Source organism: Nocardia sp. 149-1B (assembly GCF_057747975.1).
In genome coordinates this window covers 4,684,982-4,705,305 of the sequence record NZ_CM173233.1, presented here as the reverse complement: position 1 = coordinate 4,705,305, position 20,324 = coordinate 4,684,982, and the positions used below count along the sequence as shown (strand labels likewise).

Sequence of the window (20,324 nt, the reverse complement as noted above, 5' to 3'; positions counted from 1 at the left end):
GTGTGTCCGTGACCCGTGCGCTCCTCTCCGCCCTGCTGCTCGCCGGCGGCGCGGCGGTCACGACCGTCGCCACGGCCGCCCCCGCGTCCGCGTGCCCGGACGTCCGGCACAGCCTCGAGAAGCGGACGATGGACGCCGACGACGTCTTCACCGCCACGGTCGAGAACAGCAGCAGCCAGGGCGGCACGGTCGTGTACGCCGTCACTGTCGACCGCGTCTACAAGGGTGACGTCGCCGCCGCGGAGACGACGGTGTCGACCTCCATGGCCCCGCGGGCCTGCGGGTTGCCCGACCTGCGCACCGGTGCCGACTACGTCTTCTTCACGACCGGGCCCGACCAGGAGACCACCAGCTACGCCGGGACCGCCCGGGCGACCGACACCCTTGTCTCGCGGGTCGAGCGGCTGCTGGGCCAGGGCCGCAGCGCCGCGCCGCCCGCGCCGGTCGAGGCGACCTTCACCCGGGTGGCCGGCGAGCGCACCAGCTTCGAGCGGGTGGCCGCGCCCGGCGCCGCGCTGGTCATCGTCGGGCTGCTCGGGCTGCTGCTCGTAGCAGGCCTGGGGCGCCGACGCTCCTGACGTTGACGGGTCAACGGTCAGAGGTACATGCCGCCCGAGTCGCCCGGACGCGGTGTCGCGCCGTCGGCCTGCGGCTGGCCGGGGGCGGGGGTCATCCCCTGCGGCAGCGCCCGGCGGATCTGCTCGAACTGCGCGCGAGCCGCCATCTGCTGGGCGTAGATCGCGGTCTGGATGCCGTGGAAGAGGCCCTCGAGCCAACCCACGAGCTGGGCCTGGGCGATCCGCAGCTCGCCGTCGGAGGGGACGGTGTCCTCGGTGAACGGCAGCGTCAGCCGGTCGAGCTCCTCGACCAGCTCGGGGGCCAGCCCGGCCTCGAGCTCCTTGATGGAGGCCTGGTGGATCTCCTTGAGGCGGTTGCGGCTGGCCTCGTCGAGCGGCGCGGCCTTCACCTCCTCGAGCAGCTGGCGGATCATGCTCCCGATCCGCATCACCTTGGCCGGCTGCTCGACCAGGTCGGTGATCGCGCGCTCGTCCTCACCCTCGCCGTCGCCCTCGGCGACCGCACCCTGCAGCGCGGACGCCGGCACCGAGCCGATGGGTTGACCGTCGGGCCCGATGATCACGACCTGCTGCTCCTGCTCGTCCTGTCCGGGCTGCTCGCTCATGCCACCACCGTATCCGGGGGCGCCCCGCGTCGTCCCTGCCGTCACACGGTGAGCAGGATCTTCCCGCTGTGCTCTCCCGAGCCCATCAGCTCGTGCGCGGCCGCGACCTCGGCCATCGGCATCGTGCCGTGCACCACCGGCCGCACCTCGCCGGAGGCCACGAGCGGCCACACGTGCTCGACGACGGACGCGCAGATCGCCGACTTCTCCTCGGTGGGACGGGCCCGCAGCGTGGTGGCGATGATCGCTCCGCGCTTGCGCAGCAGCTTGTTGATGTCGAGCTCGGCCTTGGTGCCGCCCTGCATCCCGATGATCACCAGGCGGCCCTCGGTCGCGAGCGCGTCGAGGTTGCGGTCGAGGTACTTCGCGCCCATGTTGTCGAGGATCACGTCGACGCCGCGGCCGTCGGTGGCGGCCCGGCTCTCCTCGACGAAGTCCTGCTCCCGGTAGTCGATCGTGACGTCCGCCCCGAGCGCCGCGCACGCGGCGCGCTTCTCGGCGGTCCCGGCCGTGGTCAGCACTCGCGCGCCGAACCGGTGGGCGAGCTGGATCGCGAACGTCCCGATGCCGCCGGCACCCCCGTGCACGAGGAACGCCTCCTCGGGCTTGAGTCCCGCCACCATGAACACGTTCGACCACACCGTGCACGCCACCTCCGGCAGCGCCGCGGCGGTGACCAGGTCGACGCCGTCGGGGATCGGCATCAGCTGTCCGGCCGGTACGGCGACCTGCTCGGCGTACCCGCCCCCGGCGAGCAGCGCGCACGCCTGGTCGCCGACGGACCACCCGGTCACGCCCTCGCCGAGTGCGGCGACGGTGCCGCTGCACTCCATGCCGATCACGTCCGATGCCCCCGGCGGCGGCGGGTAGAAGCCCTGCCGCTGCAGCAGGTCGGCCCGGTTGAGGCCGGTCGCCGCGACGGTGAGCACCACCTCGCCGGGCCCCGGCTCCGGATCGGGCAGCTCGCCCAGGGACAGGACCTCGGGCCCACCGACACCGTCGGCGATCACAGCGCGCATGGCACCCACCCTAGGGACCGTCCGAAGACCACTCCCAGGGAGACGCCGAGGTCACTCCTCGGCGTCGTCCTCGTCCTCGTCGTCCGAACCCTCGAACGCGTCGCCGGTGTGGTCCACGGTGCTGTCGTCGGGGACCGGGTCGTTGATGTCGTCGGGGTCGGGCGCGTTCGCGGGACGGTCCCAGCCGTCGGCGAGGGCCTGCGCCCGGGCCGCGAGTGCCTCCACTGCCTCCGGGTCGGCGCCCTGGGAGCCGGCCGCGAAACCGAGCAGGTACGTCGTGATCGGCGCCGCCGGCCGGGCCACGTTGTGGGCTGCGGCGCGGGCGAGGTCGAGGACCAGCGCCTCGTCGAGCTCGGTGTCCACATCGAGGACGTCGCTCAGCTCGTCGATCCAGTCGTGGAGGTTCACGTGGGACAGATTTCCCGTTACGTGCCCACCTCGCAACCCCTCGTCGTCAGCGTCACAGGTCGCGCAGGTCCTCCCAGGTGTCCACGTCGCGTCCTTCGCCGCCCTCCGGAGGCACGTCGACGAGGTCGAGCTCGCCGAGCAGCCGGCGCAAGGACATGCCGTGCTGGGCCTCGTGGTCGGGACGGACGGCGTCCAGACGGGCGGCGTCGAGGACCCCCGCCAGCTGGCGGTGGCCCTCGTGGTCGGTGAGGAACGCCCCGTCCTGGCCCACGGCCGCCTCGTGCAGCCGGCGGAACGTCCATGGCGTCACCAGCGGCATGTCCACCGCGAGCACGCCGAGGGTCCGCGGCTCCCGCACCAACGCGTCGCGGCCGGTGAGCAGGGCCGCGACGGGCCCGCCGTACCTCGGGTTCTCGCGGACGAACGTCACCGGTCGCGTCGTCGGGACGGGGTCACCGACGACGACGACCTCGGAGGCGTCCATCAGCGCCTCGATCGCGTGCTCGAGCAGGGTCCGGCCGAGGTACTCCACCGAGGCCTTGTCGGCCCCGTCCAACCGGGCGGCGCGGCCGCCGGCCAGGACGACGGCGCAGAAGCCGGTGGTGCCCGGGGGGAGGACCATGGGCGTCAGTCTCGCACCGGTGGCACCCTGGGGTCCGTGCCCCCCGCCACCTCCCCCGCCCCCGAGCCCGAGCTCCGGGTCGCGCTCGTCCAGCACGCGTCCGGCCTCGAGCCGGTGGCCAACCGCGACCTCCTGGCCGCCCTGACCCCCAGCGACGCCGACCTGGTGGTGTTCCCCGAGGCCTTCGCCCGTGACTTCGGCGAGGCGGGGTCCGACGTGGGTCCGTACGCCGAGCCGGTGGACGGTCCCTTCGCCTCCGAGGTGGGCCGGGTGGCGACCGAGCGGGGCACGACCGTCGTGGCGGGGATGTTCGAGACGAGCGACGACCCGGACCGGCCGTTCAACACCCTGGTCGTCCGGGGTGCCGCGGACGCGTCGTACCGCAAGGTCCACCTCTACGACTCCTTCGGCTACCGCGAGTCCGACCGGCTCAGCGCCGGCCCGACCGGGCCTGCGGTGGTGGTAGAGGTCGGCGGGTTCCGGGTGGGCCTGATGACCTGCTACGACCTGCGGTTCCCCGAGATGGCGCGCGCGCTGGTCGACCGGGGCGCGGACCTGCTGGTCGTGCCGTCGGCGTGGGTGGCCGGCCCGCGCAAGGTCGACCACTGGCGCACGCTGGTGCGGGCGCGGGCGATCGAGAACACGGTCTTCGTCGCGGCCGCCGGCCAGCCCGGACCGCGCTACACCGGTCACTCGATGGTCGTCGACCCGATGGGCGACGTGCTGGCCGAGGCGGGCGAGGGCCCCGGCCTCGTGACCGCCACACTGCGTCTCGCGGACCTCGCGGCTGCCCGGACGACCAACCCGTCGCTGGCCAACCGGCGTCTGTAACCTGACCTGTCGTGTCCAGATCCGCCCCCCGTCGCCGTGCCGAGCGCCCGCCGACGCGCCGAGAGCGGGCGGCAGGCGGTGTGCGCACCCGCGTCGAGCGGGTCGCGAGCTCGTGGGTGCCGGTCGTGGCTTGGGCGGTGATCGTGCTGGCGGGGCTCGGCGCGCTGGTGTCGTGCGTGGCCGAGCGCGGGCCGAGCTGGCTCTGCGGTGCCGGGTCGATCGCGGTGGTGACGGCGTACTCCTGGGCGCTCGCGGCGCGCACCGGCGGCCGCCCGGTGGTGGTCGGACTGCTCGCGCTGGTGCTGGGGGTGGTCGTGGTCGTTAGCGACGACGACTCGCTGCGCACCGGCGCATCGGTGCTGACCTGCGTGGTGTCGGCGGTGCTGGCGGTGATGGCCACGGTGCCGGCGGTCCGGTTCGTGCACGCGGTGCGCGAGGTGCTGCTGGCGGTCGCGGTCGCGGCGGTGGGCGCGCTGGCCACCGTCGGGTTCGAGCCCGTGGTCACCGTGGCCCGCTTCGAGTACGCCACCTTGAGCCTGTCGTTCGCGGGCGCGCTGATGCTCGTCTACCGCCTCGGCGCGGGCCTGCACGGCCTCGGCCGCCGCGGGGTGGTCACGGTGCTCAGCGGCAGCGTCGTGCTCGCCCTCACGCTGGCGTACGCCGAGCTCCTGCGCCGCTACGGCACCCCGGGCCTGGTCCACTCGCTGCTGGACGTCGTCGACTGGAGCCGCGACCACCTCGGCGCGTTCCCGCGGCCGCTGGAGGCGCTGCTCGGGGTCCCCGCCCTCGCGTGGGGCACCCACATGCGCGCCCGGCGGCGTCAGGGCTGGTGGGTGTGCGCGTTCGGCGTCGCCGCGACCATCCCCGTCGCGGTCGCGCTCGTGAACCCCGCCATCACGCTCGTGGAGGGCGGGCTCTCGGTGGTGTACGGCGTGGCCGTCGGACTGGTGCTCGGCTTCCTGGTCATCCGCCTGGACCTGGCGCTGACCGCGCCGCGAGGTCGCCGGGGACGCCGGGGGCGCCGCGACGAGGAGGCGGGCGCGCTGCGCCCAGAGCCCAGCCGCACCCACGCCCTGCTCTGAGCGATCCGCCCGGTTCTCGCCTACGCGCTGGTAACGGCTACGTTCGGATCATGGCGCGTGAGCAGGTCACCGAGATCGTGGCTGAGATGGTGGCCAACGTGTTGAGCGTGGCCGTCGCACCCGGGGACCGGGTCGAGGCCGGCGACACCGTGGTGCTGCTGGAGTCGATGAAGATGGAGATCCCCGTCCTCCTCGAGCACCCCGGCACCGTCCGCGCCGTCAAGGTCGCTCCCGGCGACGTCGTCCAGGAGGGCGACGTGCTCGTGGAGATCGTGCTCGACTGAGGCGTTTCCGCTGCGCGGCAGTCTCGATGCGCCCGTCGCGACCTCGTGCCTCGGTCGCGGGCTACTCGACCTGGCTGCTGGGTCCGAGCCTTCGCAGGCTCAGGCTCGGGCAGCTCAGAGCAGAGGGGGCGGGATTCGAACCCGCGGTAGGTCTCCCTACGACCGCTTTCAAGGCGGTTCCGATCGGCCACTCCGGCACCCCTCCATGGCCGGGCCGGGCCCGGTCACCGAGGAGTCTAGGCCGACGACCGGTGGGCTACTCCGAGCCGCCCAGCTCGAGCTCGACCTCGTCGTACGCCAGGTCGTGGATGCGTTGGGCGTGCCGTCCGATGTCGACCACGAGCCGGTGCAGCTCGGCGCGGAGACCGTCGACGTCGTCGCTCTCGAGGACCTGCGGACCGAGGGCGCTGAGCCGGGCGAGCAGCATGGTGCGCTCGCGCAGCACGGTGCCGGCGCGGGCGGCGAGCCAGCCCTCGCCGTCGTGCTGGGCCTCGGCGAGGAGGACGTCTCGTACGCCGGCCATCTGCTGGCGCACCGTCCACCGCCAGCTGCCCAGGGAGACATCTGGCTCGTGCGCGGTGTCGAGAGCCAGGCGCAGGCCCAGCAGTGCCGGCATCATCCCGGTGGCGGTCACGGTCATCGGTACCTCCCGGCCTTGCGCGGTGGGGGAGATTCGAGTGTCACCCCGTCGAGCGTGGGCCACAACCCGCTGTCGGCCCTCAATCCGATGTCTTGTTCAATCAACCCATGGCCGGTGACCGCCCCGAACCGCAGACGTCCGACTATCGGCTCGCGCCGGCGTTCGCTGCCCGATTCGTGGGAGTCCTGCTGGTCGGCCTCGCGCTGGTCCTGGTGGTGATCACCGTGCTGGTCGCGCTGCTGAGCCTGCCCAGCCTCACCCTCCTCGTCGCCGTGGTCCTGGGCGTGGTGGGCGTGCTCACCGCCGCGACGGTCGTGTCCCAGCGGATCGCCGTCGTCCACCTCGGCCCGGAGGGCTACCGGGTGCGCCTCGTGCGCGGCGTCGGTGTGGCGGCCGCGGGCTGGAAGGAGGTCGAGGAGGCCGTGACGGCGTCGCCGGGCGGCGTCCCGGTCCTGCAGCTCCGGCTGACGGGCGGCCGCACGACCACGATCCCGGTGCAGGCGCTCGCCGCGGATCGGGAGGAGTTCGCGCGCGATCTGCGCGAGCACCTCCAGCGCGGCCAGGGTCTGCGACCCCTGAACGACCCGCCTGCTCCCTGACGTACGACGCCCAGATTGGTCGTCCGCGCCAGGGCCTTGTAGCCTGTGCGGGCTGTCGGGGAGGCGTCGCCTAGCCCGGTTTATGGCGCCCGCCTGCTAAGCGGGTTGAGGGTAATCCCCTCTCGCGGGTTCAAATCCCGCCGCCTCCGCCAGCGAAGCCGCCCCGGCCACGTGGACCCGGGGCGGTTTCTCATGTTCGGACGCGGACCGCGCGATGCCGTCGCTATCCTGAGAGGCGGTATCAGTTCGGGGGTCCTGAGGTCGATGGTGGACGAGGTCGGGCCGGTTCACGGTTCCCGCTGGCGCATCACCGCCGAGAGTCGGCAGATCGTGCTCGACGCTGCGGCCGCCCTCCAGGTGCGGCGCAGCGAGCTCGCGGCCAGGGTCGCGCGCGGTGAGGCCTGCGGCGCCCGGGTGGTCGCCCGGTCCGTGGCGGGCACGGAGGTCACCGCGCCCGAACGCCTCGATGCCGGGAGCCGCCACCGGCACGCAGCAGTGGCCTCGTCGTGGCCCGCGAACCAGGACGAGGCTGACGAGCTCGACAGCCCGACCCCCCGGCAGCGGCAGATCGGGGTGAGCCCGCGCACCGTCCGCGGCGACATCGCCCAGCTGATCGAGGCCCTCGGGGTCCGGTCCCGCTTCGCCGCGGGGGTCGGGTTGCGCGACATGATGGTCGAGCCATGACCCTCCCAGCTCCTGACCCCCGACCGCGGCGTACGGGGAACGTCGCAGCTCCGGCCGGCACGCGCGCAGCGTCGGCCGCGGCCTGGTTGCCGCGGCGATGACGGGGCACGGAGGCTCCGGGCCGCGGTATCGCGTCCCGCCAGAGATTCAGCACGCTGTGCTCGATGCGGCGGCCGTGCTGCAGGTGCGCCGCGGCGAGATCGCTACGGCACTCTTGCGCGGCCAGGTCAGTCACGCGCGGGTGGTGGCTCGGGGGCGATCGGGCATCAGTGACTGGATGCGCGAAGACATCAAGACCTGGAGTGACTTGCTCTCGGTCCGCCCTGTGGCGACAGTGGCCGAGCTCCGGGTGTCCGTCCCCTACAACCGTTGGCTGGTCGAGCGTGGTCTCCGGATGGTCAGCCTGTTCGACTGGAACGGCCTCGACCCCGCATCGCGACAACTGATCGCCGGTGAACAGCTCGGGGACTACCGGCTCGGTGTCGGGTCCGTCCAGATGAAGATCGTGGACCGTCGCTACGTGCTGCTGCAAGGCCCGTTTGTCGGTGGCGAGATGACCCTGATGGCAGTCACTGCCGACGACTGCCTCGAGGCTGCGTGGCGATACTGGCACGCTGCCATGGCCGCTTCCTACCCGGCGTCTGACGAGCTGCACGACCTCAGGCAGCTCACCCACCGCCAATACCAAGTCGCAGCGCTCCTCATAGAGGACGCGCGCGACGAGGTGATCGCGGAGACGCTCGGCGTGTCTGTCCGCACCGTGCGCGCGGAGGTGGCGCGGCTCATGGACGTGCTGGGCGTCCGCTCCCGCTTCGCTGCCGGGGCTCGGTTCCGTGAGCTCGCCGACGACGACTGAGCCGCCGCGTGAGGTGCCCTCGGCGTGACGACCGTATGAGGTGATCACCGCGGACCACCCGGGATGGTCCGCGGCAGGTGCGTTGCAGGTTGTTGCAACCGGCGCGACGTCCAGCTCAGTCGTTCGTAGGCTTCCTACGGTCGTCCGGTGCGTCGGGCGGCCGGCCGGGTTGCCACGGGGGACATCCCGGCCTCGGGCGGCTCCCGCACCCGCTCAGCTGGGTACGGGAGCCGGACCCGGGCGCGTGTCTACGGCGTTCATGCATCGGCGCGCTTGCAGAAAGATGCAATGCACAATTTTGAGGCACTGGTTTCTTCGCGCCGGCACGTCGCGCGCGCCCAGACTGGGGGCACCGGGTCTTCCGTGGGACCCGCGTAGAAGGTGGAGAGGGAACATGAACATTGTGCGCAAGATCGCCGTCGCGGTGGTCACCGCAACGCTGAGCTTCGGCCTGCTGGGTATCTCGGCCCCGGCGAACGCCGATACCGGCTGGGGCCGCCCGGGCATTGGCGGCGGCCGCTAACGAGCTCGGTCGAGTCGGGGACCCAACTCACCCCCCACTTGTTCGGTCCCAGCGCCACCCCCCGGCCCGGCTCGACCACCACGACGAAGGGCAGCGACCTCAGGTCGCTGCCCTTCGTCGCGTCTCGAGTTGGGCCGATCAATCCCCCGAGTCCTCGTCGCGTCCGGTGATGCCGAGCCGACCGATCTTGTAACCGAGCTGGAACCGGGTCTCGGCCTCGAACTCCTCTTTGAGGTCGGAGATGTACCCGGCGTAGGTCCTCGGGCTCACGCCGAGGCGCTTCGCCGAGACCGGGTCGGAATGCCCCTCGATGAGCATCCGCAAGGTCATGGAGCGCTGCTCGGAGGCGATGTCGCGCATCACCGACGCCTCGCTGCTGGTGAACGGCCGGCCTCGCTCCCAGGAGCGCTCGAACACGTCGACCAGGTAGGCCACCACCGACGGTTCTCGGACGACGAGCGCCACCCGGTGGGTCTCCTTGCTCGGGATGATCGCCACTCTCCGGTCGATCACGATCATCCGGTTGAAGAACTCGTCGAGGGTCCGCACCTCGCTGCCGCGCGCGGTGACCTGGGCGACGTACTCGCGGGTGACGGTGTTGCGCCGGGCGCTGTGCTGGTAGAGCGTGCGGATGCGAGCGCCGCGCTCGAGGAGCGCGGCGTCGCGCAGCACGACGTGGGGCAGCACCTTGGTGCTATGGATGGCCTGCGGCTGCGCGGTGAGGACCTCCTCCTCGCAGTCGGCGACCGTCGCGGCGATGAAGGGGTCGATCTCGTCGTACTCGAGGTACGTGAACGGACCGCCGACGACCTCGTGCGGCGCCCTCCGCCAGGTCTGGCTCAGCGTTCCGAAGGCCGTTGCCCACTCCGAGGACTCCTTGAGCAGCCGCGCCCCTTCTTTCCCGAGCGGTGAGACGACCCGGGCCTGCGCGGTCGTGGGGTCCTGTGCCTCCCAGCGGGTTCCGTCGGCGTTCGGCCTGGCCAGCCCCATTCTCCGCAGCAGCTCGAGGGCGTCGTGCAGCTCGCCGCCCGGGACGAGCCGCCGGTCCTCCGCCGGGATGCCGCTGGCCGTGACGAGCTCCTCGAAGAGCGCCGTACCCGCACCCTCGAACAGAACGCGATCGTCCGGACCCAAGGACTCCACGGCTCGCCTCCCCTTCCGACCCTCGCCCCCCTGCGTGCCGAACCTGTGAGCAGATGATCCCACAGCCCACCAGCACGAAGGGCCCCATCCGTCACGGATGGGGCCCTGCGGGTGATCTTGGTGACGCCAGCTCTCAGCCGCCGAGGCGCGCCCGCAGGCCGTCGAGCTCGGTCCAGAGCACGGCGGGCAGGTCGTCGCCGAACTTCTCGAACCACTCCTGGATCTGGGGGAGCTCGGCGCGCCACTCGTCGGGGTCGACGGCCAGCGCGGCCTCCAGGTCCTCGCGAGTCATGTCGAGACCGTCGGTGTCGAGGGACTCGGGGGTGGGCACGTGGCCGATCGGGGTCTCGACCGCGGCGGCCTGGCCCTCGATGCGCTCGACGACCCACTTCAGGACCCGGCTGTTCTCACCGAAGCCCGGCCACAGGAAGCCACCGTCCGCGTCGCGGCGGAACCAGTTGACGTAGAAGATCCGCGGCAGCTTCGCGGCGTCGTTGTCCTTGCCGACCGTGATCCAGTGGTTGAAGTAGTCCCCGGCGTTGTAGCCGATGAACGGCAGCATCGCCATCGGGTCACGGCGTACGACGCCGACCTGGCCGACCGCGGCAGCGGTCGTCTCGGAGGAGAGCGTGGCGCCGAGGAACGTGCCGTGCGTCCAGTCCCGGGCCTCGAAGACCAGCGGGACGGTGGTCTTGCGGCGGCCGCCGAACAGGATCGCGTTGATCGGTACGCCGCGCGGGTCGTCGTACTCGGGCGCGAGGATGTCGCACTGCTTGATGGGGGTGCAGTAGCGGCTGTTGGGGTGGCTGGAGAGGAAGTCGCTCTCCGGCGTCCACTCCTCGCCCTTCCAGGACGTGGCCTTGGCGGGGGTGTTCTCCAGGCCCTCCCACCAGATGTCGCCGTCGGGGGTGAGGGCGACGTTGGTGAAGACCGAGTTGCCCTTGTTGATGGTGCTCATCGCGTTGGGGTTGGTGTGCTCGTTGGTGCCCGGCGCGACCCCGAAGAAGCCGTACTCGGGGTTGACCGCCCACAGGCGGCCGTCCTCGCCGACGCGCATCCAGGCGATGTCGTCGCCGAGAGTCTCGACCTTCCAGCCCGGGATCGTGGGCTTGAGCATCGCGAGGTTGGTCTTGCCGCAGGCGCTCGGGAACGCGGCCGCGACGTACTTCACCGTGCCCTCGGGCGAGGTGAGCTTGAGGATCAGCATGTGCTCGGCCAGCCAGCCCTCGTCGCGGGCCATCACGCTCGCGATGCGCAGGGCGTAGCACTTCTTGCCAAGCAGCGCGTTGCCGCCGTAGCCGGAGCCGTAGGACCAGATCGCGCGCTCCTCGGGGAACTGCACGATGTACTTGGTGTCGTTGCAGGGCCAGACGACGTCGGCCTGACCGGGCTCCAGCGGGTGGCCGACGGAGTGCACGGCCGGGACGAACTCGGCGTCCAGCTCCTCCATCCGGGCGAGGACGTTGCTGCCCATGCGGGCCATCACGCGCATCGAGGCGGTGACGTACGCCGAGTCGGTGATCTCCACGCCGAACATCGGGTGCTCGGCCTCGATGTGGCCCATCACGAACGGGATGACGTACATCGTGCGCCCGCGCATGCAACCGGCGTAGAGGTCGCGCATGAGCGCCTTCATCTCGTTCGGGTCCATCCAGTTGTTGGTGGGCCCCGCGTCGCGCTTGTCGACCGAGCAGATGTAGGTGCGGTCCTCGACGCGCGCCACGTCGATGGGGTCCGAGGCCGCATAGAAGGAGTTCGGCTTGATCGCCGGGTTGAGCCGGGTGAACGTGCCGGTCGACACCAGCGCGTCGGTCAGCTCGGTCCACTCCTCGTCGGAGCCGGTGCACCAGTGGATGCGGTCCGGCTGGGTCATCGCGGCGACCTCGTTGACGAAGTCGAGAATGCCTTGGTGGGTCGTCGGCGGGCGGCCGTTGGTCGCCTCGGTGGTCGGTGCCTGCTGCGTCTCGGCGGTCATTTCCTGCTTCCCTCTCGCGGATTCGCGGTGGCCACCCGACTGTCGGGGCCTCCGGCCGTCGACGCGTCGACGGTGTGTCGTGGAGTCGGTCTGGATCGGCCGGCGTCGTTGGCGGCGACTGGTGGGGGCCCGGAGGCGGCCGGCGAACCGGCCTCGGGCCCCTGGGGTGGGGCGACAGTACCCCCGCATTTCAGCGGCAACACATTGGATCGTTCAACGGTCCGTGGGCCAGGTCACAGACGGAGAATCCCTGTCTACATAAGGCTTTCTTCGGCATTTTGGCGACAAAAGATTCCGGCCGTGACTCGTGGCCGAAAGCCCGCCCGGAGCCCGGCTGGGGTGCCGATTTCAGACGCGAGCCGGCGCTCGGCTATCCTCGACGGGTCGATCACCTCGGTGCGCGACGGGCGCCCGTAGCTCAACGGATAGAGCATCTGACTACGGATCAGAAGGTTGGGGGTTCGAATCCCTCCGGGCGCGCAGAGTCGAGGCCCTCCTCACCGGTTCTGATGGGGCGGGCCTCGCTGCATTTCTACACTCTTCACGTGGCGCAGACGCGGGTCCCGGTGTTCAACGATCCGTGCGTCGCCGGCCTCGCGGAGCTGCCGGTGCCGGAGCCTCTGCGCACCCAGGCCGCACGGGTCGAGATGTCGGGGCGGCTGCTCCCCCTGATGGTCGAGATCCGCGCGAACCACGACGCGGACGCGGCCGTGGAGGTCGTCCGGTTCGAGCTCGCATGCCGCTGAGCAGTGGCACCCACCGGTCCAGACCCCCTCAGATCGCGGCCCTACCGGCCGATCGGGGCGCCGTGGAGTCGGAAGGACCGGCCATGGTCTGAGCGGCAGGGGGAGCGATGGACGGCAACGCCACGTTCCAGCGCGCCCTCCGTCTCCTGCTCTGGATCGACGGCGAGCCCGACCCTCGGGTGCTGCAGGCGGGGTTCACCGCGCTCGTCGTGCTCGACCGGCTGCTCCGCCGGGCCGGAGGCGTGCCATTGGGCCCGGGCAACTGGCCGCTGCGGGGCGCCGCACTGGCCGCCATGCTGCTGCTGATCGTGCTGGCCCTCCCCCGCGCGTGGCGAACCACCACGGCGATCTCCATCCTCGCGGTCGCCGACATCGCGGTCGCCGGGGTCAGCTCCATGAGCCCCGAGGACGGGGGGGCCGGACTGCTGGTCGTCCTGCCCGCCCTGTGGCTGGGCAGCCAGCACCGGATCCGAGGGGTCGTGGTCGGCGTCGGCGCGACGCTCGTGCTGGTCACGATCCCGGGGCTCGTGGCTCACGGCGCGCAGGGCGAGGCGCTCTCGCGTCTGGTCCCGCTGCCGCTGGTCGCCGGTTTCGGGGCGCTGGCCGTCTCGGCCAGCCTCGATGCCGCCCGAGCGGCCCTGACGCGTGCCGAGAACGGGGAGCGACAGCTGAGGGGCGCACTCGCGATGCTCGAGACCGAGCGCCTGACCTCGCAGGAGGTCTTCGACGCCGTCGACGTCGGCCTGATGCTGCTCGACCGCAACGGCGAGCTCGTCGGGATGAACCGCAAGTACGAGGAGTACGTGAAGCTCTCCGTGCCCGACGAGGCCACGACGTGGCCGGGCGACACGTACGCCGCCGACGGCAAGACCCTGCTCCGCCCGGACCAGATCCCCAGCGCCCGCGCGGCGCGGGGGGAGGAGTTCGACGACTACCGGATCTGGTCCGGTGCCGACCCGTGGACCCGCCGCGCGATCTCGGTGTCGGCGCGACAGGCGCGAGACGAGTCAGGCGCGGTCGTGGGATGCGCGCTCGCGTGCGCCGACATCACCGACCTGATGCGTGCCCTCGACGTGAAGGACCAGTTCGTCGCGAACGTCTCGCACGAGCTGCGCACCCCGCTGACCTCGATCGCCGGCTACGTGAGCATCCTGCTCGAGGAGGACGACCTCGACCCGGCGGTCGAGGCGAAGCTGCGCATCGTCGACCGCAACACCAAGCGGCTCACCGCACTGGTCGAGGCGCTCCTGCAGGAGGCGCACCACGTCGACGGTTTCCTCCCGCTCGCGCCCGCCCAGGTCGACCTGGCCCGCGTGGTCGAGGCCTGCGTCCGGGCGTCGGGGCCCATGGCCCGGGCAGGAGGGGTCGCGCTGGAGTACGACGGTCCGAGCACGGCCCTCGTCGTGGCGGACCCGAGGCGGATCGGCCAGCTCGTCGACAACCTGGTGTCCAACGCGATCAAGTTCACCCCCCGGGGCGGGCGGGTGCGAGCGTCCGTCGATCGGATCGCGAACGGGGTCGGACTGTGCGTCGCGGACACCGGCATCGGCATCTCCGAGGCGGACCTGGAGCGACTCTTCACCCGCTTCTACCGCACCCGCGCGGCCACCGAGGCAGCGATCCAGGGAGTCGGGCTCGGGCTGAGCATCACCAAGGCGATCGTCGAGAGCCACGGCGGCCGCATCGAGGTCGCGAGCCAGCTCGGACAGGGAACCGAGTTCCGTGTGTGGCTCCCCGAGGTGCCGCGGTCCAGGGCTGCCTAGGCGGCAGGGTGGCGGCGGGTGCGGCGTACGCGCCGTCGCAGCTGGAAGATCCGCAGGCTCCCGGCGACGCCGGTCAGGACGATGCCGGAGACCGCCGCGACCAGGAGGGTGACCGCGAGCGGTGCCTCGCCGTCCCAGGCGAGGAACGAGACGTGCACGGACTGGGTGTTCTGAGCGATGAACACCACCAGCAGGACCAGCAGCACGGACAGCGCGACCACGCCCATCCACAGCCCGCTGGTGCGGGAGCCGCGCAACGGGTCGGGACCCGGATCGGGTGCCGGCGCGGCTGGTGAGGGCTCGGGGTGCGTGTCGGTCATGCCAGCGAGGTACCCGGCCGGGGCGCACCTAACTACCCTGGCGCCATGAAGACCCGGCTGACCTGCCCGTGCGGCACCGTGATCAAGGGCGCTGACGAGGACGAGCTCGTTGAGCTGACCCGACAACACCTGGCCGCGGAGCACCCCGGCATGGAGTACGGCCGCGACGAGATCCTCTTCATCGCGACCTGAGGTCAGGCCGACGGGGGTGCGGTGCTCTCGCGGACCACGAGCGAGGTCGGCAGCAGGACGTCCGGGGCAGGGGTTCCGGCGATCGACGCCAGGACCGCGTCGACCGCGGAGCTGCCCTTGCTCGCGACGTCCTGGCGCACGGTGGTGAGGGGTGGCCGGCTGAAGTGGGCCAGCGGGCTGTCGTCGTAGCCCACGACCGAGAGGTCGCCCGGCACGTCGAGGCCCAGCTCGTCCGCGGCGCGCAGGACGCCGGCGGCGAAGGCGTCCGAGAAGCACACCACCGCAGTCGGGCGATCGGGCCGCGAGAGCAGGTCGTGCGCGACGTCGTGAGCCGCGGTGGCGGGGAGGTAGGGCACCCCGACGACGACCGGGTCGATGCCGGCTGCGTCCAGGGCGTCGCGCCAGCCGAGCATCCGCTCGCGTGCGGGGTAGTTGTTCGACAGGCCGCCCGAGAGCTCCAGGGTCAGGATGCCGACCTGCCGGTGCCCGAGGTCGACGAGGTGCTGGGCGGCCGCTCGCGCACCGCCGCGGTCGTCGACGTTGACGCTCGTCACGCCGGTGCGCTTGTTCTGGTCGACCGATACCTGAGGCAGACCGCGGCGGTCCAGCCAGCCGAGGTCGGTGGAGTCGGGCTCGCAGATGTAGACCAGGGCACCGTCCATGGCGACGTCACGCGAGGGCACGAAGCCGGGTCGGGAGCTCGGGGTGAGGAGCGTGAGCGCCAGGCCGTTGTCGGCGAGTGCGTCGGCGACGGAGGCGAGGAACTCCGAGGCGATCGCGTCCTCGAAGGCCTCGCTGAGCCGGTCGTTGAGCAGCAGTCCCACCGAGCCGGTGCGGCCGCGGGCCAGGGCCCGGGCCGCGGGGTCGGGACCGACGTACCCGAGCTCGTCCGCGGCCGCGAGGATGCGCTCTCGCAGCTCGGCGGAGAGCTGGTCGGGGCGCGAGAACGCGTTCGAGACCGTCATCCGGCTGACGCCGACACGGTCGGCGATCGATTGGAGCGTCACCCTGGCCATGGCAGACCCAGTATCGCGGGTCCGCCCAGGCGTCCGGGTCGACACCTCGAGATCAGCTCGGCTGGCAGGCCTTGGTGGGCCGCGGCTCGACCCACCGGGCGACGGTGCGCAGCTCGTCGGCGAGCCGGACCCGCAGGCCCGCCGTGCGTGCCGTCCGGGGCGCGGGGTCGGGGACGATCGGGGCGTCGGGACGGGCGCTGAGCACGTGGGCGGCGGTGAGCTGGGTGGCCAGCTGGGCGGACATCAGGTCGTTCATGGCTGCTCCTGAGAGGCTGTACCGGTAAAGGTCTGTACCGATACAGTAGCGCGGTGGCCTTTACCGGTCAAGTGGCGCGACGACCGCAGCGATCAGCCCGCGGGCGCGACCGAGGGCTCGTGGGTGACCTGGTCCCAGGTGAAGACGTAGGCAGCGCCGCCGGTAGGAACGGTGAGTGTCAGGTTGCTGCCGCCCGCCGCTCCGCCCGCGCCGTAGTTGACGTCCCAGGAGTCGTCGATGGCGACCTTCCACTCGTAAGCGCCCGCGGGCAGCGTGAACGTGCCGTGCCAGCGACCGTCGGTGGGGTCGAACGTCAGGTGGCTGGCGGCGCAGTCGGGCTGCCAGTCGCCCGGGCAGCCGAGCTCGGACTGCAGGCTGCCCGCCACCGTGACCGAGTCGACCGCCGGCTTCGGTTGCGCGGTGGTCACCGTCACGGGGGCGCTCGTGGCCTGGACGACCCCTCTCTCGCTCAGCGTGGCCCGGTAGCGGACCTGGGTGCCGAGCGGCAGGGCGGAGACGTCGTCGGTCACCGTGTACGCCGGAGCCGAGCTGTCCGTGCCGAGGCTGGTCCACGGGCCGCCGGCCACGCTCCGCTCGAACGCCACCGACTGCCGCGGTCGCTCCGGGTCGACCGTGGCGGTCACCGTGACCGGGTCGACGTTGCTGACCGTGCCGCCACCGGTGGGGGCGCTCATCGTGATCGCGGTCCGCGGCACCCGGGTGGTGCGCACCTGCGAGCCGCGCGTGTGGCCGGCGTTGTCCAGCACCGCCGCGCGGTAGCTCACCGGGGCGCCCGGAGTCAGGTCCGAGACGTCCGGGAAGACGCGGTAGGGCGCGTTGTCGTCGACGCCGATGGTCTTCCACGGCCCGCTGCCGACCCGCTGCTGGAAGGTCACCTCGTAGAACGAGCTGCCCCGGACGCCCGCCCGCACCTCCATCCGGCCGTGGGACACCGCGGACGGTGCCGGACGGGCCAGCTCGATCGCGGGGGCGCGCCGCGCCAGCGGGATCTGGTCGGTGGAGCGGTAGACGACCGTGGACAGCGCCGGCACGCTCACGTCGAGGCGGCGGGAGGCATCGCTCCGCAGCTCCGCCGGCCCGTCGCCGTACACCTTGGCGAAGGCGCCCCGCTTCAGGTACGTCGGGACCGCGGCGGCCTGCGACTCCTCGCTGTTGTTCAGCGCGACGACGTACTCGGTCCGGTGCCTGCGGTCGATGCGGGAGAACGCGAAGACGCCGGGTCCGGACGAGGCGTAGCGCACCTGCTCGGCGCCGGAGCGCAGGGCAGGGTGCCGGTCGGTGATGGCCGCCAGGCGGCGGATGGCCTGGTAGAGCGGGCCGTCGGTGACGAAGTTGTCATCGGCGCCGGTGCGGTCGGTGCCGATCTGGTGGTCGGCCTGGTACTCGGGAACCTGACTGGCGAACATCGTCTGCCGGGCGAGCTGGTCGCCGCCTGCCCCGGTGAAGCCCTGCTCGTCGCCGTAATAGACGACCGGGTTGCCGCGCGAGAAGTACATGAGCTCGTGGGCGAGCAGGTCGCGGGACAGCAGCTCGGTGTCGTCAGCGCCGGGGTTGTCGGCCTGGAGGAAGTGCCCGATCCGGCCCATGTCGTGGTTGCCGAGGAACGTCGGGAGCGAGTAGGCGTTGGAGTCCCGGTCGGTGTACCAGTCGTCGTTGCGGAAGAACGACGCGAGGTTGCCGGCGTCGAGACCCCGGGAGGCGAACCCGCGGGCAGCGTCCTGGAACGGGAAGTCGAGGACGGCCTGCATCCGGTCGTGGGTCGTGTAGTGCGACGTGAACGCCTTGGTGCCCGCGTCGCTGCCGTCGAGCGCGACCTCGCCGAACATGAAGAAGTCGGGGTTGCCGTCCGCGGCCGCGATCCGCTGCATGGCCGGCCCGAACCGCTGCCAGAACTCGTCGTTGACGTGCTTCATGGTGTCGATGCGGAAGCCGTCGATGCCGAAGTCGTCGACCCAGCTGCGGTAGATGTCGATCATCCCGTTCACCACGGCCGGCTTCTCGGTGAACAGGTCGTCGAGGCCGAAGAAGTCGCCGTACTGGCTGTCCTCGCCGGTGAAGGTGGTGTTGCCCCGGTTGTGGTAGTTCGAGACGTCGTTGAGCCAGGCCGGGACCTTGAGGTCCTCCTCGCCGGGGTCGAGCTTCGGGGTGTAGGGGAACGACGTGGCCGGGTCGAGCGCGGGGAACGTCGAGCTGCCGGCGTAGTCGCGGTCGTCGAACGGCTTGCCGCTCGCGTCGCGGTAGGGCACCGCGTCCTTGGAGACGTACGCCGTCCGGTCGCCCTGGTCGTAGCCGATCACGTCGGCGGTGTGGTTGGTGATGATGTCGAAGAAGACCTTCATCCCGCGGTCGTGGGCAGCCTTGACCAGCGCGGTGAGGTCGGCGTTGGTGCCGAGGTGGGGGTCGACCCGGGTGAAGTCGGTGATCCAGTAGCCGTGGTAGCCCGCCGAGGGGCCGTCCTCGAGCTGCACGGCCTTGTTCTTGAAGATCGGGGTCAGCCAGATGGCGTCGGTGCCGAGGCCCTGGATGTAGTCGAGCCGCGAGCGGAGACCCTTCAGGTCCCCGCCGTTGTAGAACGCCTTGCTGGTGGGGTCGAAGCCGGTGACGTCACGACCGCCGCTCAGGCCACCCTGGTCGTTGGTGGGGTCGCCGTTCTCGAACCGATCGCCCATCACGAAGTAGAAGTCCTGCCCGGTGAGCCCGGGCCGGGGGGCGTGCTGGGCGTACGCCGAGGGGTGGCCGCCCGGGCTGCGGCCGTGCTCCGGCGCGGCGGCGTCCGCGTGCGGCGCGGCGATCCCCACGCTGAGGACGGAGCCGACGACGGTCCCGAGGACGGTGGCCAGGGGTGTGGCGTGCAGCAGGCGCATGAGTCCCTCCCGAGGACGTGATCTCGATCACAGGCTGCGTGCAACCTAGATCGCGGCGCCGTCGGGCGGCAAGCCGGGTCACCTCACGGCGTACCGGACGTGGGTGGCGTACGGCGAGCTCCAGGTGCCGAGGACCTCGAAGTCGAGGTCGTGGTCGAAGCCGTCGAACAGCCGCTTCCCGGCGCCCAGCACCACGGGCGCCGTGGAGATCGCGAGCTCGTCGACCACGCCGGCGGCGAGCCCCTGGCGGATCAGGTCGCCACCACCGCCCAGCGAGACCGCCGCGCCGCCCGCGAGCTCGCGCGCCCGGGCGAGCGCGGCATCGAAGCCGTCGACGAACACGAACCCCGCGCTCGGGTCCGGCTGGTCCGCGGTGCGGTGGGTGAGCACGACCAGTGGCCCCGGGAAGGGGTTGGTGCCGCCCCACCCGCCGGCGGCGTCGTACATCCCCCGACCGACGATGCCGCAACCCAGGCCGGCGGTCAGCGTGTCGAAGAAGTCCCGGTCGGGTCCGTGCATCCCGTCGGTGTCGTGGCCGCCGGCGTAGGTCCAGGGACCGCCCATCACCCAATAGTGCAGGCGCTCGCCACCGGCACCCAGCCCGCGCTCGGGACCGTCGTCGGGACCCGTGACGTAGCCGTCCACCGAGGTGGTGATGGCGGCGATGACCTTGCTCATGAGCGCCTCCCGGGTTGAAGCGTGATCGTCAGTCAGGCAGACCGGCCGGCGCTGTGGAAGTCATCGCGCCGGTGCGGCGCGGTCCGCCGTGGTCGGCTCGCCGACGACCTCGCCGACGACCTCGCCGACGACCTCGCCGACGACCTCGCCGACGACATGGTGGAGCACCGTGGTGATCTGCCAGTCGACGGTGGCGTGGTCGATCGCGTCGTGGACCGGAGAGGACGCCATCTCACCGGTGATGCCGGCCGCGCCCGAGCGAGCGTGCGCGGGAGTGTCGTAGGCGACGATGTCGATGACCCGCCCGTCGCCGGTCTCGGCGATCCGGCGCCACAAAAACCCCGGTTGCCGCCGGAGGTAGTCGTCGATGTCGTCGTTGGCGGCGACGAAGTCGGTTGCGGTGAGCCCCTGCGCGGGGCGCAGGACGGTCACTTCGAGCGTCTCGGTCATGGGTGTCTCCTCGGGTCGGCCGGTGCTGGTCGGGTCCGACCTTCGCGTCCCGCCGGCCGGGCAGCATCAGTCGATCGACCGCACTGCGAACCGTCGCCTGGTGGACTAGACCGGTCGGTGCGCGATGTCGGCCGGCTCGCGGCCGGCGCTAGCGTCCGTTCGACCGACT

Annotated in this window: 24 protein-coding genes and 3 tRNA genes; 13 read left to right on the top strand and 14 right to left on the bottom strand. The window is 71.8% G+C overall.

The window, feature by feature from the left end:
• Positions 1–2: 2 nt before the first annotated feature.
• The gene (locus AC3ANS_RS22555) at positions 3–578 is read left to right on the top strand and encodes a hypothetical protein (RefSeq protein ID WP_488293807.1); all 576 of its coding nucleotides are present in this window, start codon (positions 3–5) and stop codon (positions 576–578) included.
• A gap of 17 nt (positions 579–595) precedes the next feature.
• On the opposite strand, the gene AC3ANS_RS22550 is transcribed toward AC3ANS_RS22555, so the two are convergent.
• Genes AC3ANS_RS22550 through mobA form a run of 4 tightly spaced genes read right to left on the bottom strand, consistent with a single transcriptional unit; the run spans position 596 to position 3,232 of the window.
• Positions 596–1,183, bottom strand: a complete 588-nt coding sequence (locus AC3ANS_RS22550) for a bacterial proteasome activator family protein (RefSeq protein WP_488293806.1) — start codon at positions 1,181–1,183, stop codon at positions 596–598.
• Between the two features lie 41 nt (positions 1,184–1,224).
• Positions 1,225–2,202 (bottom strand): NAD(P)H-quinone oxidoreductase, encoded by a 978-nt coding sequence (locus tag AC3ANS_RS22545; RefSeq protein ID WP_488293805.1) that lies wholly within the window; start codon positions 2,200–2,202, stop codon positions 1,225–1,227.
• Positions 2,203–2,253: 51 nt separating this feature from the next.
• Positions 2,254–2,610 carry a DUF6457 domain-containing protein gene (locus AC3ANS_RS22540; protein WP_488293804.1) on the bottom strand — a complete coding sequence of 119 codons (357 nt, stop codon included), beginning with the start codon at positions 2,608–2,610 and terminating at the stop codon, positions 2,254–2,256.
• A gap of 52 nt (positions 2,611–2,662) precedes the next feature.
• Positions 2,663–3,232, bottom strand: a complete 570-nt coding sequence (gene mobA, locus AC3ANS_RS22535; protein ID WP_488293803.1) for a molybdenum cofactor guanylyltransferase — start codon at positions 3,230–3,232, stop codon at positions 2,663–2,665.
• A gap of 36 nt (positions 3,233–3,268) precedes the next feature.
• On the opposite strand from mobA, the gene AC3ANS_RS22530 reads away from it, so the two are divergent.
• From AC3ANS_RS22530 to AC3ANS_RS22520, 3 genes are read left to right on the top strand one after another with little or no spacing between them, the layout of a single operon-like run.
• Positions 3,269–4,063: a carbon-nitrogen hydrolase family protein gene (locus tag AC3ANS_RS22530; protein ID WP_488293802.1), complete on the top strand. Its 795-nt coding sequence runs from the start codon at positions 3,269–3,271 to the stop codon at positions 4,061–4,063.
• Between the two features lie 11 nt (positions 4,064–4,074).
• Positions 4,075–5,145: a hypothetical protein gene (locus AC3ANS_RS22525; protein ID WP_488293801.1), complete on the top strand. Its 1,071-nt coding sequence runs from the start codon at positions 4,075–4,077 to the stop codon at positions 5,143–5,145.
• Between the two features lie 50 nt (positions 5,146–5,195).
• The gene (locus AC3ANS_RS22520) at positions 5,196–5,429 is read left to right on the top strand and encodes a biotin/lipoyl-binding carrier protein (protein WP_488293800.1); all 234 of its coding nucleotides are present in this window, start codon (positions 5,196–5,198) and stop codon (positions 5,427–5,429) included.
• 120 nt (positions 5,430–5,549) lie between these two features.
• Here the strand turns inward: AC3ANS_RS22520 and AC3ANS_RS22515 are convergent.
• A tRNA-Ser gene (locus AC3ANS_RS22515) sits at positions 5,550–5,634 on the bottom strand.
• Positions 5,635–5,685: 51 nt separating this feature from the next.
• On the bottom strand, positions 5,686–6,069 hold the full coding sequence (locus AC3ANS_RS22510) for a hypothetical protein (RefSeq protein ID WP_488293799.1): 384 nt from the start codon (positions 6,067–6,069) through the stop codon (positions 5,686–5,688).
• 107 nt (positions 6,070–6,176) lie between these two features.
• Between AC3ANS_RS22510 and AC3ANS_RS22505 the strand changes: the two genes are divergently transcribed.
• From AC3ANS_RS22505 to AC3ANS_RS22485, 5 genes are all read left to right on the top strand, one after another.
• The gene (locus AC3ANS_RS22505; RefSeq protein ID WP_488293798.1) at positions 6,177–6,668 is read left to right on the top strand and encodes a hypothetical protein; all 492 of its coding nucleotides are present in this window, start codon (positions 6,177–6,179) and stop codon (positions 6,666–6,668) included.
• Between the two features lie 59 nt (positions 6,669–6,727).
• Positions 6,728–6,820: transfer RNA gene (locus AC3ANS_RS22500), tRNA-Ser, on the top strand.
• Between the two features lie 178 nt (positions 6,821–6,998).
• The gene (locus AC3ANS_RS22495) at positions 6,999–7,352 is read left to right on the top strand and encodes a hypothetical protein (protein WP_488293797.1); all 354 of its coding nucleotides are present in this window, start codon (positions 6,999–7,001) and stop codon (positions 7,350–7,352) included.
• 157 nt (positions 7,353–7,509) lie between these two features.
• Positions 7,510–8,208: a helix-turn-helix transcriptional regulator gene (locus AC3ANS_RS22490; RefSeq protein ID WP_488293796.1), complete on the top strand. Its 699-nt coding sequence runs from the start codon at positions 7,510–7,512 to the stop codon at positions 8,206–8,208.
• Between the two features lie 394 nt (positions 8,209–8,602).
• A complete protein-coding gene (locus AC3ANS_RS22485; protein ID WP_488293795.1) occupies positions 8,603–8,731 on the top strand; it encodes a hypothetical protein in 129 nt (42 codons plus the stop codon).
• A 138-nt stretch (positions 8,732–8,869) separates the two neighbouring features.
• Here the strand turns inward: AC3ANS_RS22485 and AC3ANS_RS22480 are convergent, their stop codons facing one another.
• Both AC3ANS_RS22480 and AC3ANS_RS22475 read right to left on the bottom strand, forming a co-directional pair.
• On the bottom strand, positions 8,870–9,874 hold the full coding sequence (locus tag AC3ANS_RS22480; RefSeq protein WP_488293794.1) for a hypothetical protein: 1,005 nt from the start codon (positions 9,872–9,874) through the stop codon (positions 8,870–8,872).
• A 133-nt stretch (positions 9,875–10,007) separates the two neighbouring features.
• Positions 10,008–11,849, bottom strand: coding sequence for a phosphoenolpyruvate carboxykinase (GTP) (locus AC3ANS_RS22475; RefSeq protein ID WP_488293793.1), 1,842 nt, complete (start codon positions 11,847–11,849; stop codon positions 10,008–10,010).
• Between the two features lie 407 nt (positions 11,850–12,256).
• Between AC3ANS_RS22475 and AC3ANS_RS22470 the strand changes: the two genes are divergently transcribed.
• From AC3ANS_RS22470 to AC3ANS_RS22460, 3 genes are all read left to right on the top strand, one after another.
• A tRNA-Arg gene (locus AC3ANS_RS22470) sits at positions 12,257–12,329 on the top strand.
• A gap of 65 nt (positions 12,330–12,394) precedes the next feature.
• On the top strand, positions 12,395–12,595 hold the full coding sequence (locus AC3ANS_RS22465) for a hypothetical protein (RefSeq protein WP_488293792.1): 201 nt from the start codon (positions 12,395–12,397) through the stop codon (positions 12,593–12,595).
• 107 nt (positions 12,596–12,702) lie between these two features.
• Complete coding sequence (locus AC3ANS_RS22460; RefSeq protein ID WP_488293791.1) at positions 12,703–14,358, top strand: sensor histidine kinase; 1,656 nt, start codon at positions 12,703–12,705, stop codon at positions 14,356–14,358.
• Here the strand turns inward: AC3ANS_RS22460 and AC3ANS_RS22455 are convergent.
• A complete protein-coding gene (locus AC3ANS_RS22455; protein WP_488293790.1) occupies positions 14,355–14,678 on the bottom strand; it encodes a LapA family protein in 324 nt (107 codons plus the stop codon). The two genes, AC3ANS_RS22460 and AC3ANS_RS22455, sit on opposite strands and share 4 nt — an antisense overlap.
• A gap of 45 nt (positions 14,679–14,723) precedes the next feature.
• Here AC3ANS_RS22455 and AC3ANS_RS22450 point away from each other — a divergent pair, with 45 nt between their 5' ends.
• Positions 14,724–14,870, top strand: coding sequence for a DUF1059 domain-containing protein (locus AC3ANS_RS22450; protein WP_488293789.1), 147 nt, complete (start codon positions 14,724–14,726; stop codon positions 14,868–14,870).
• Between the two features lie 2 nt (positions 14,871–14,872).
• Here AC3ANS_RS22450 and AC3ANS_RS22445 read toward each other — a convergent pair whose 3' ends face one another.
• From AC3ANS_RS22445 to AC3ANS_RS22425, 5 genes are all read right to left on the bottom strand, one after another.
• Entirely contained in the window at positions 14,873–15,877 is a 1,005-nt protein-coding gene (locus AC3ANS_RS22445) for a LacI family DNA-binding transcriptional regulator (protein WP_488293788.1), read from the bottom strand.
• Between the two features lie 61 nt (positions 15,878–15,938).
• On the bottom strand, positions 15,939–16,142 hold the full coding sequence (locus tag AC3ANS_RS22440; RefSeq protein ID WP_488293787.1) for a hypothetical protein: 204 nt from the start codon (positions 16,140–16,142) through the stop codon (positions 15,939–15,941).
• 92 nt (positions 16,143–16,234) lie between these two features.
• Positions 16,235–19,027, bottom strand: coding sequence for an alpha-amylase family glycosyl hydrolase (locus AC3ANS_RS22435; protein ID WP_488293786.1), 2,793 nt, complete (start codon positions 19,025–19,027; stop codon positions 16,235–16,237).
• A gap of 78 nt (positions 19,028–19,105) precedes the next feature.
• Complete coding sequence (locus AC3ANS_RS22430) at positions 19,106–19,705, bottom strand: dihydrofolate reductase family protein (RefSeq protein ID WP_488293785.1); 600 nt, start codon at positions 19,703–19,705, stop codon at positions 19,106–19,108.
• A gap of 60 nt (positions 19,706–19,765) precedes the next feature.
• Positions 19,766–20,155 carry a hypothetical protein gene (locus AC3ANS_RS22425; protein WP_488293784.1) on the bottom strand — a complete coding sequence of 130 codons (390 nt, stop codon included), beginning with the start codon at positions 20,153–20,155 and terminating at the stop codon, positions 19,766–19,768.
• Positions 20,156–20,324 lie beyond the last annotated feature (169 nt).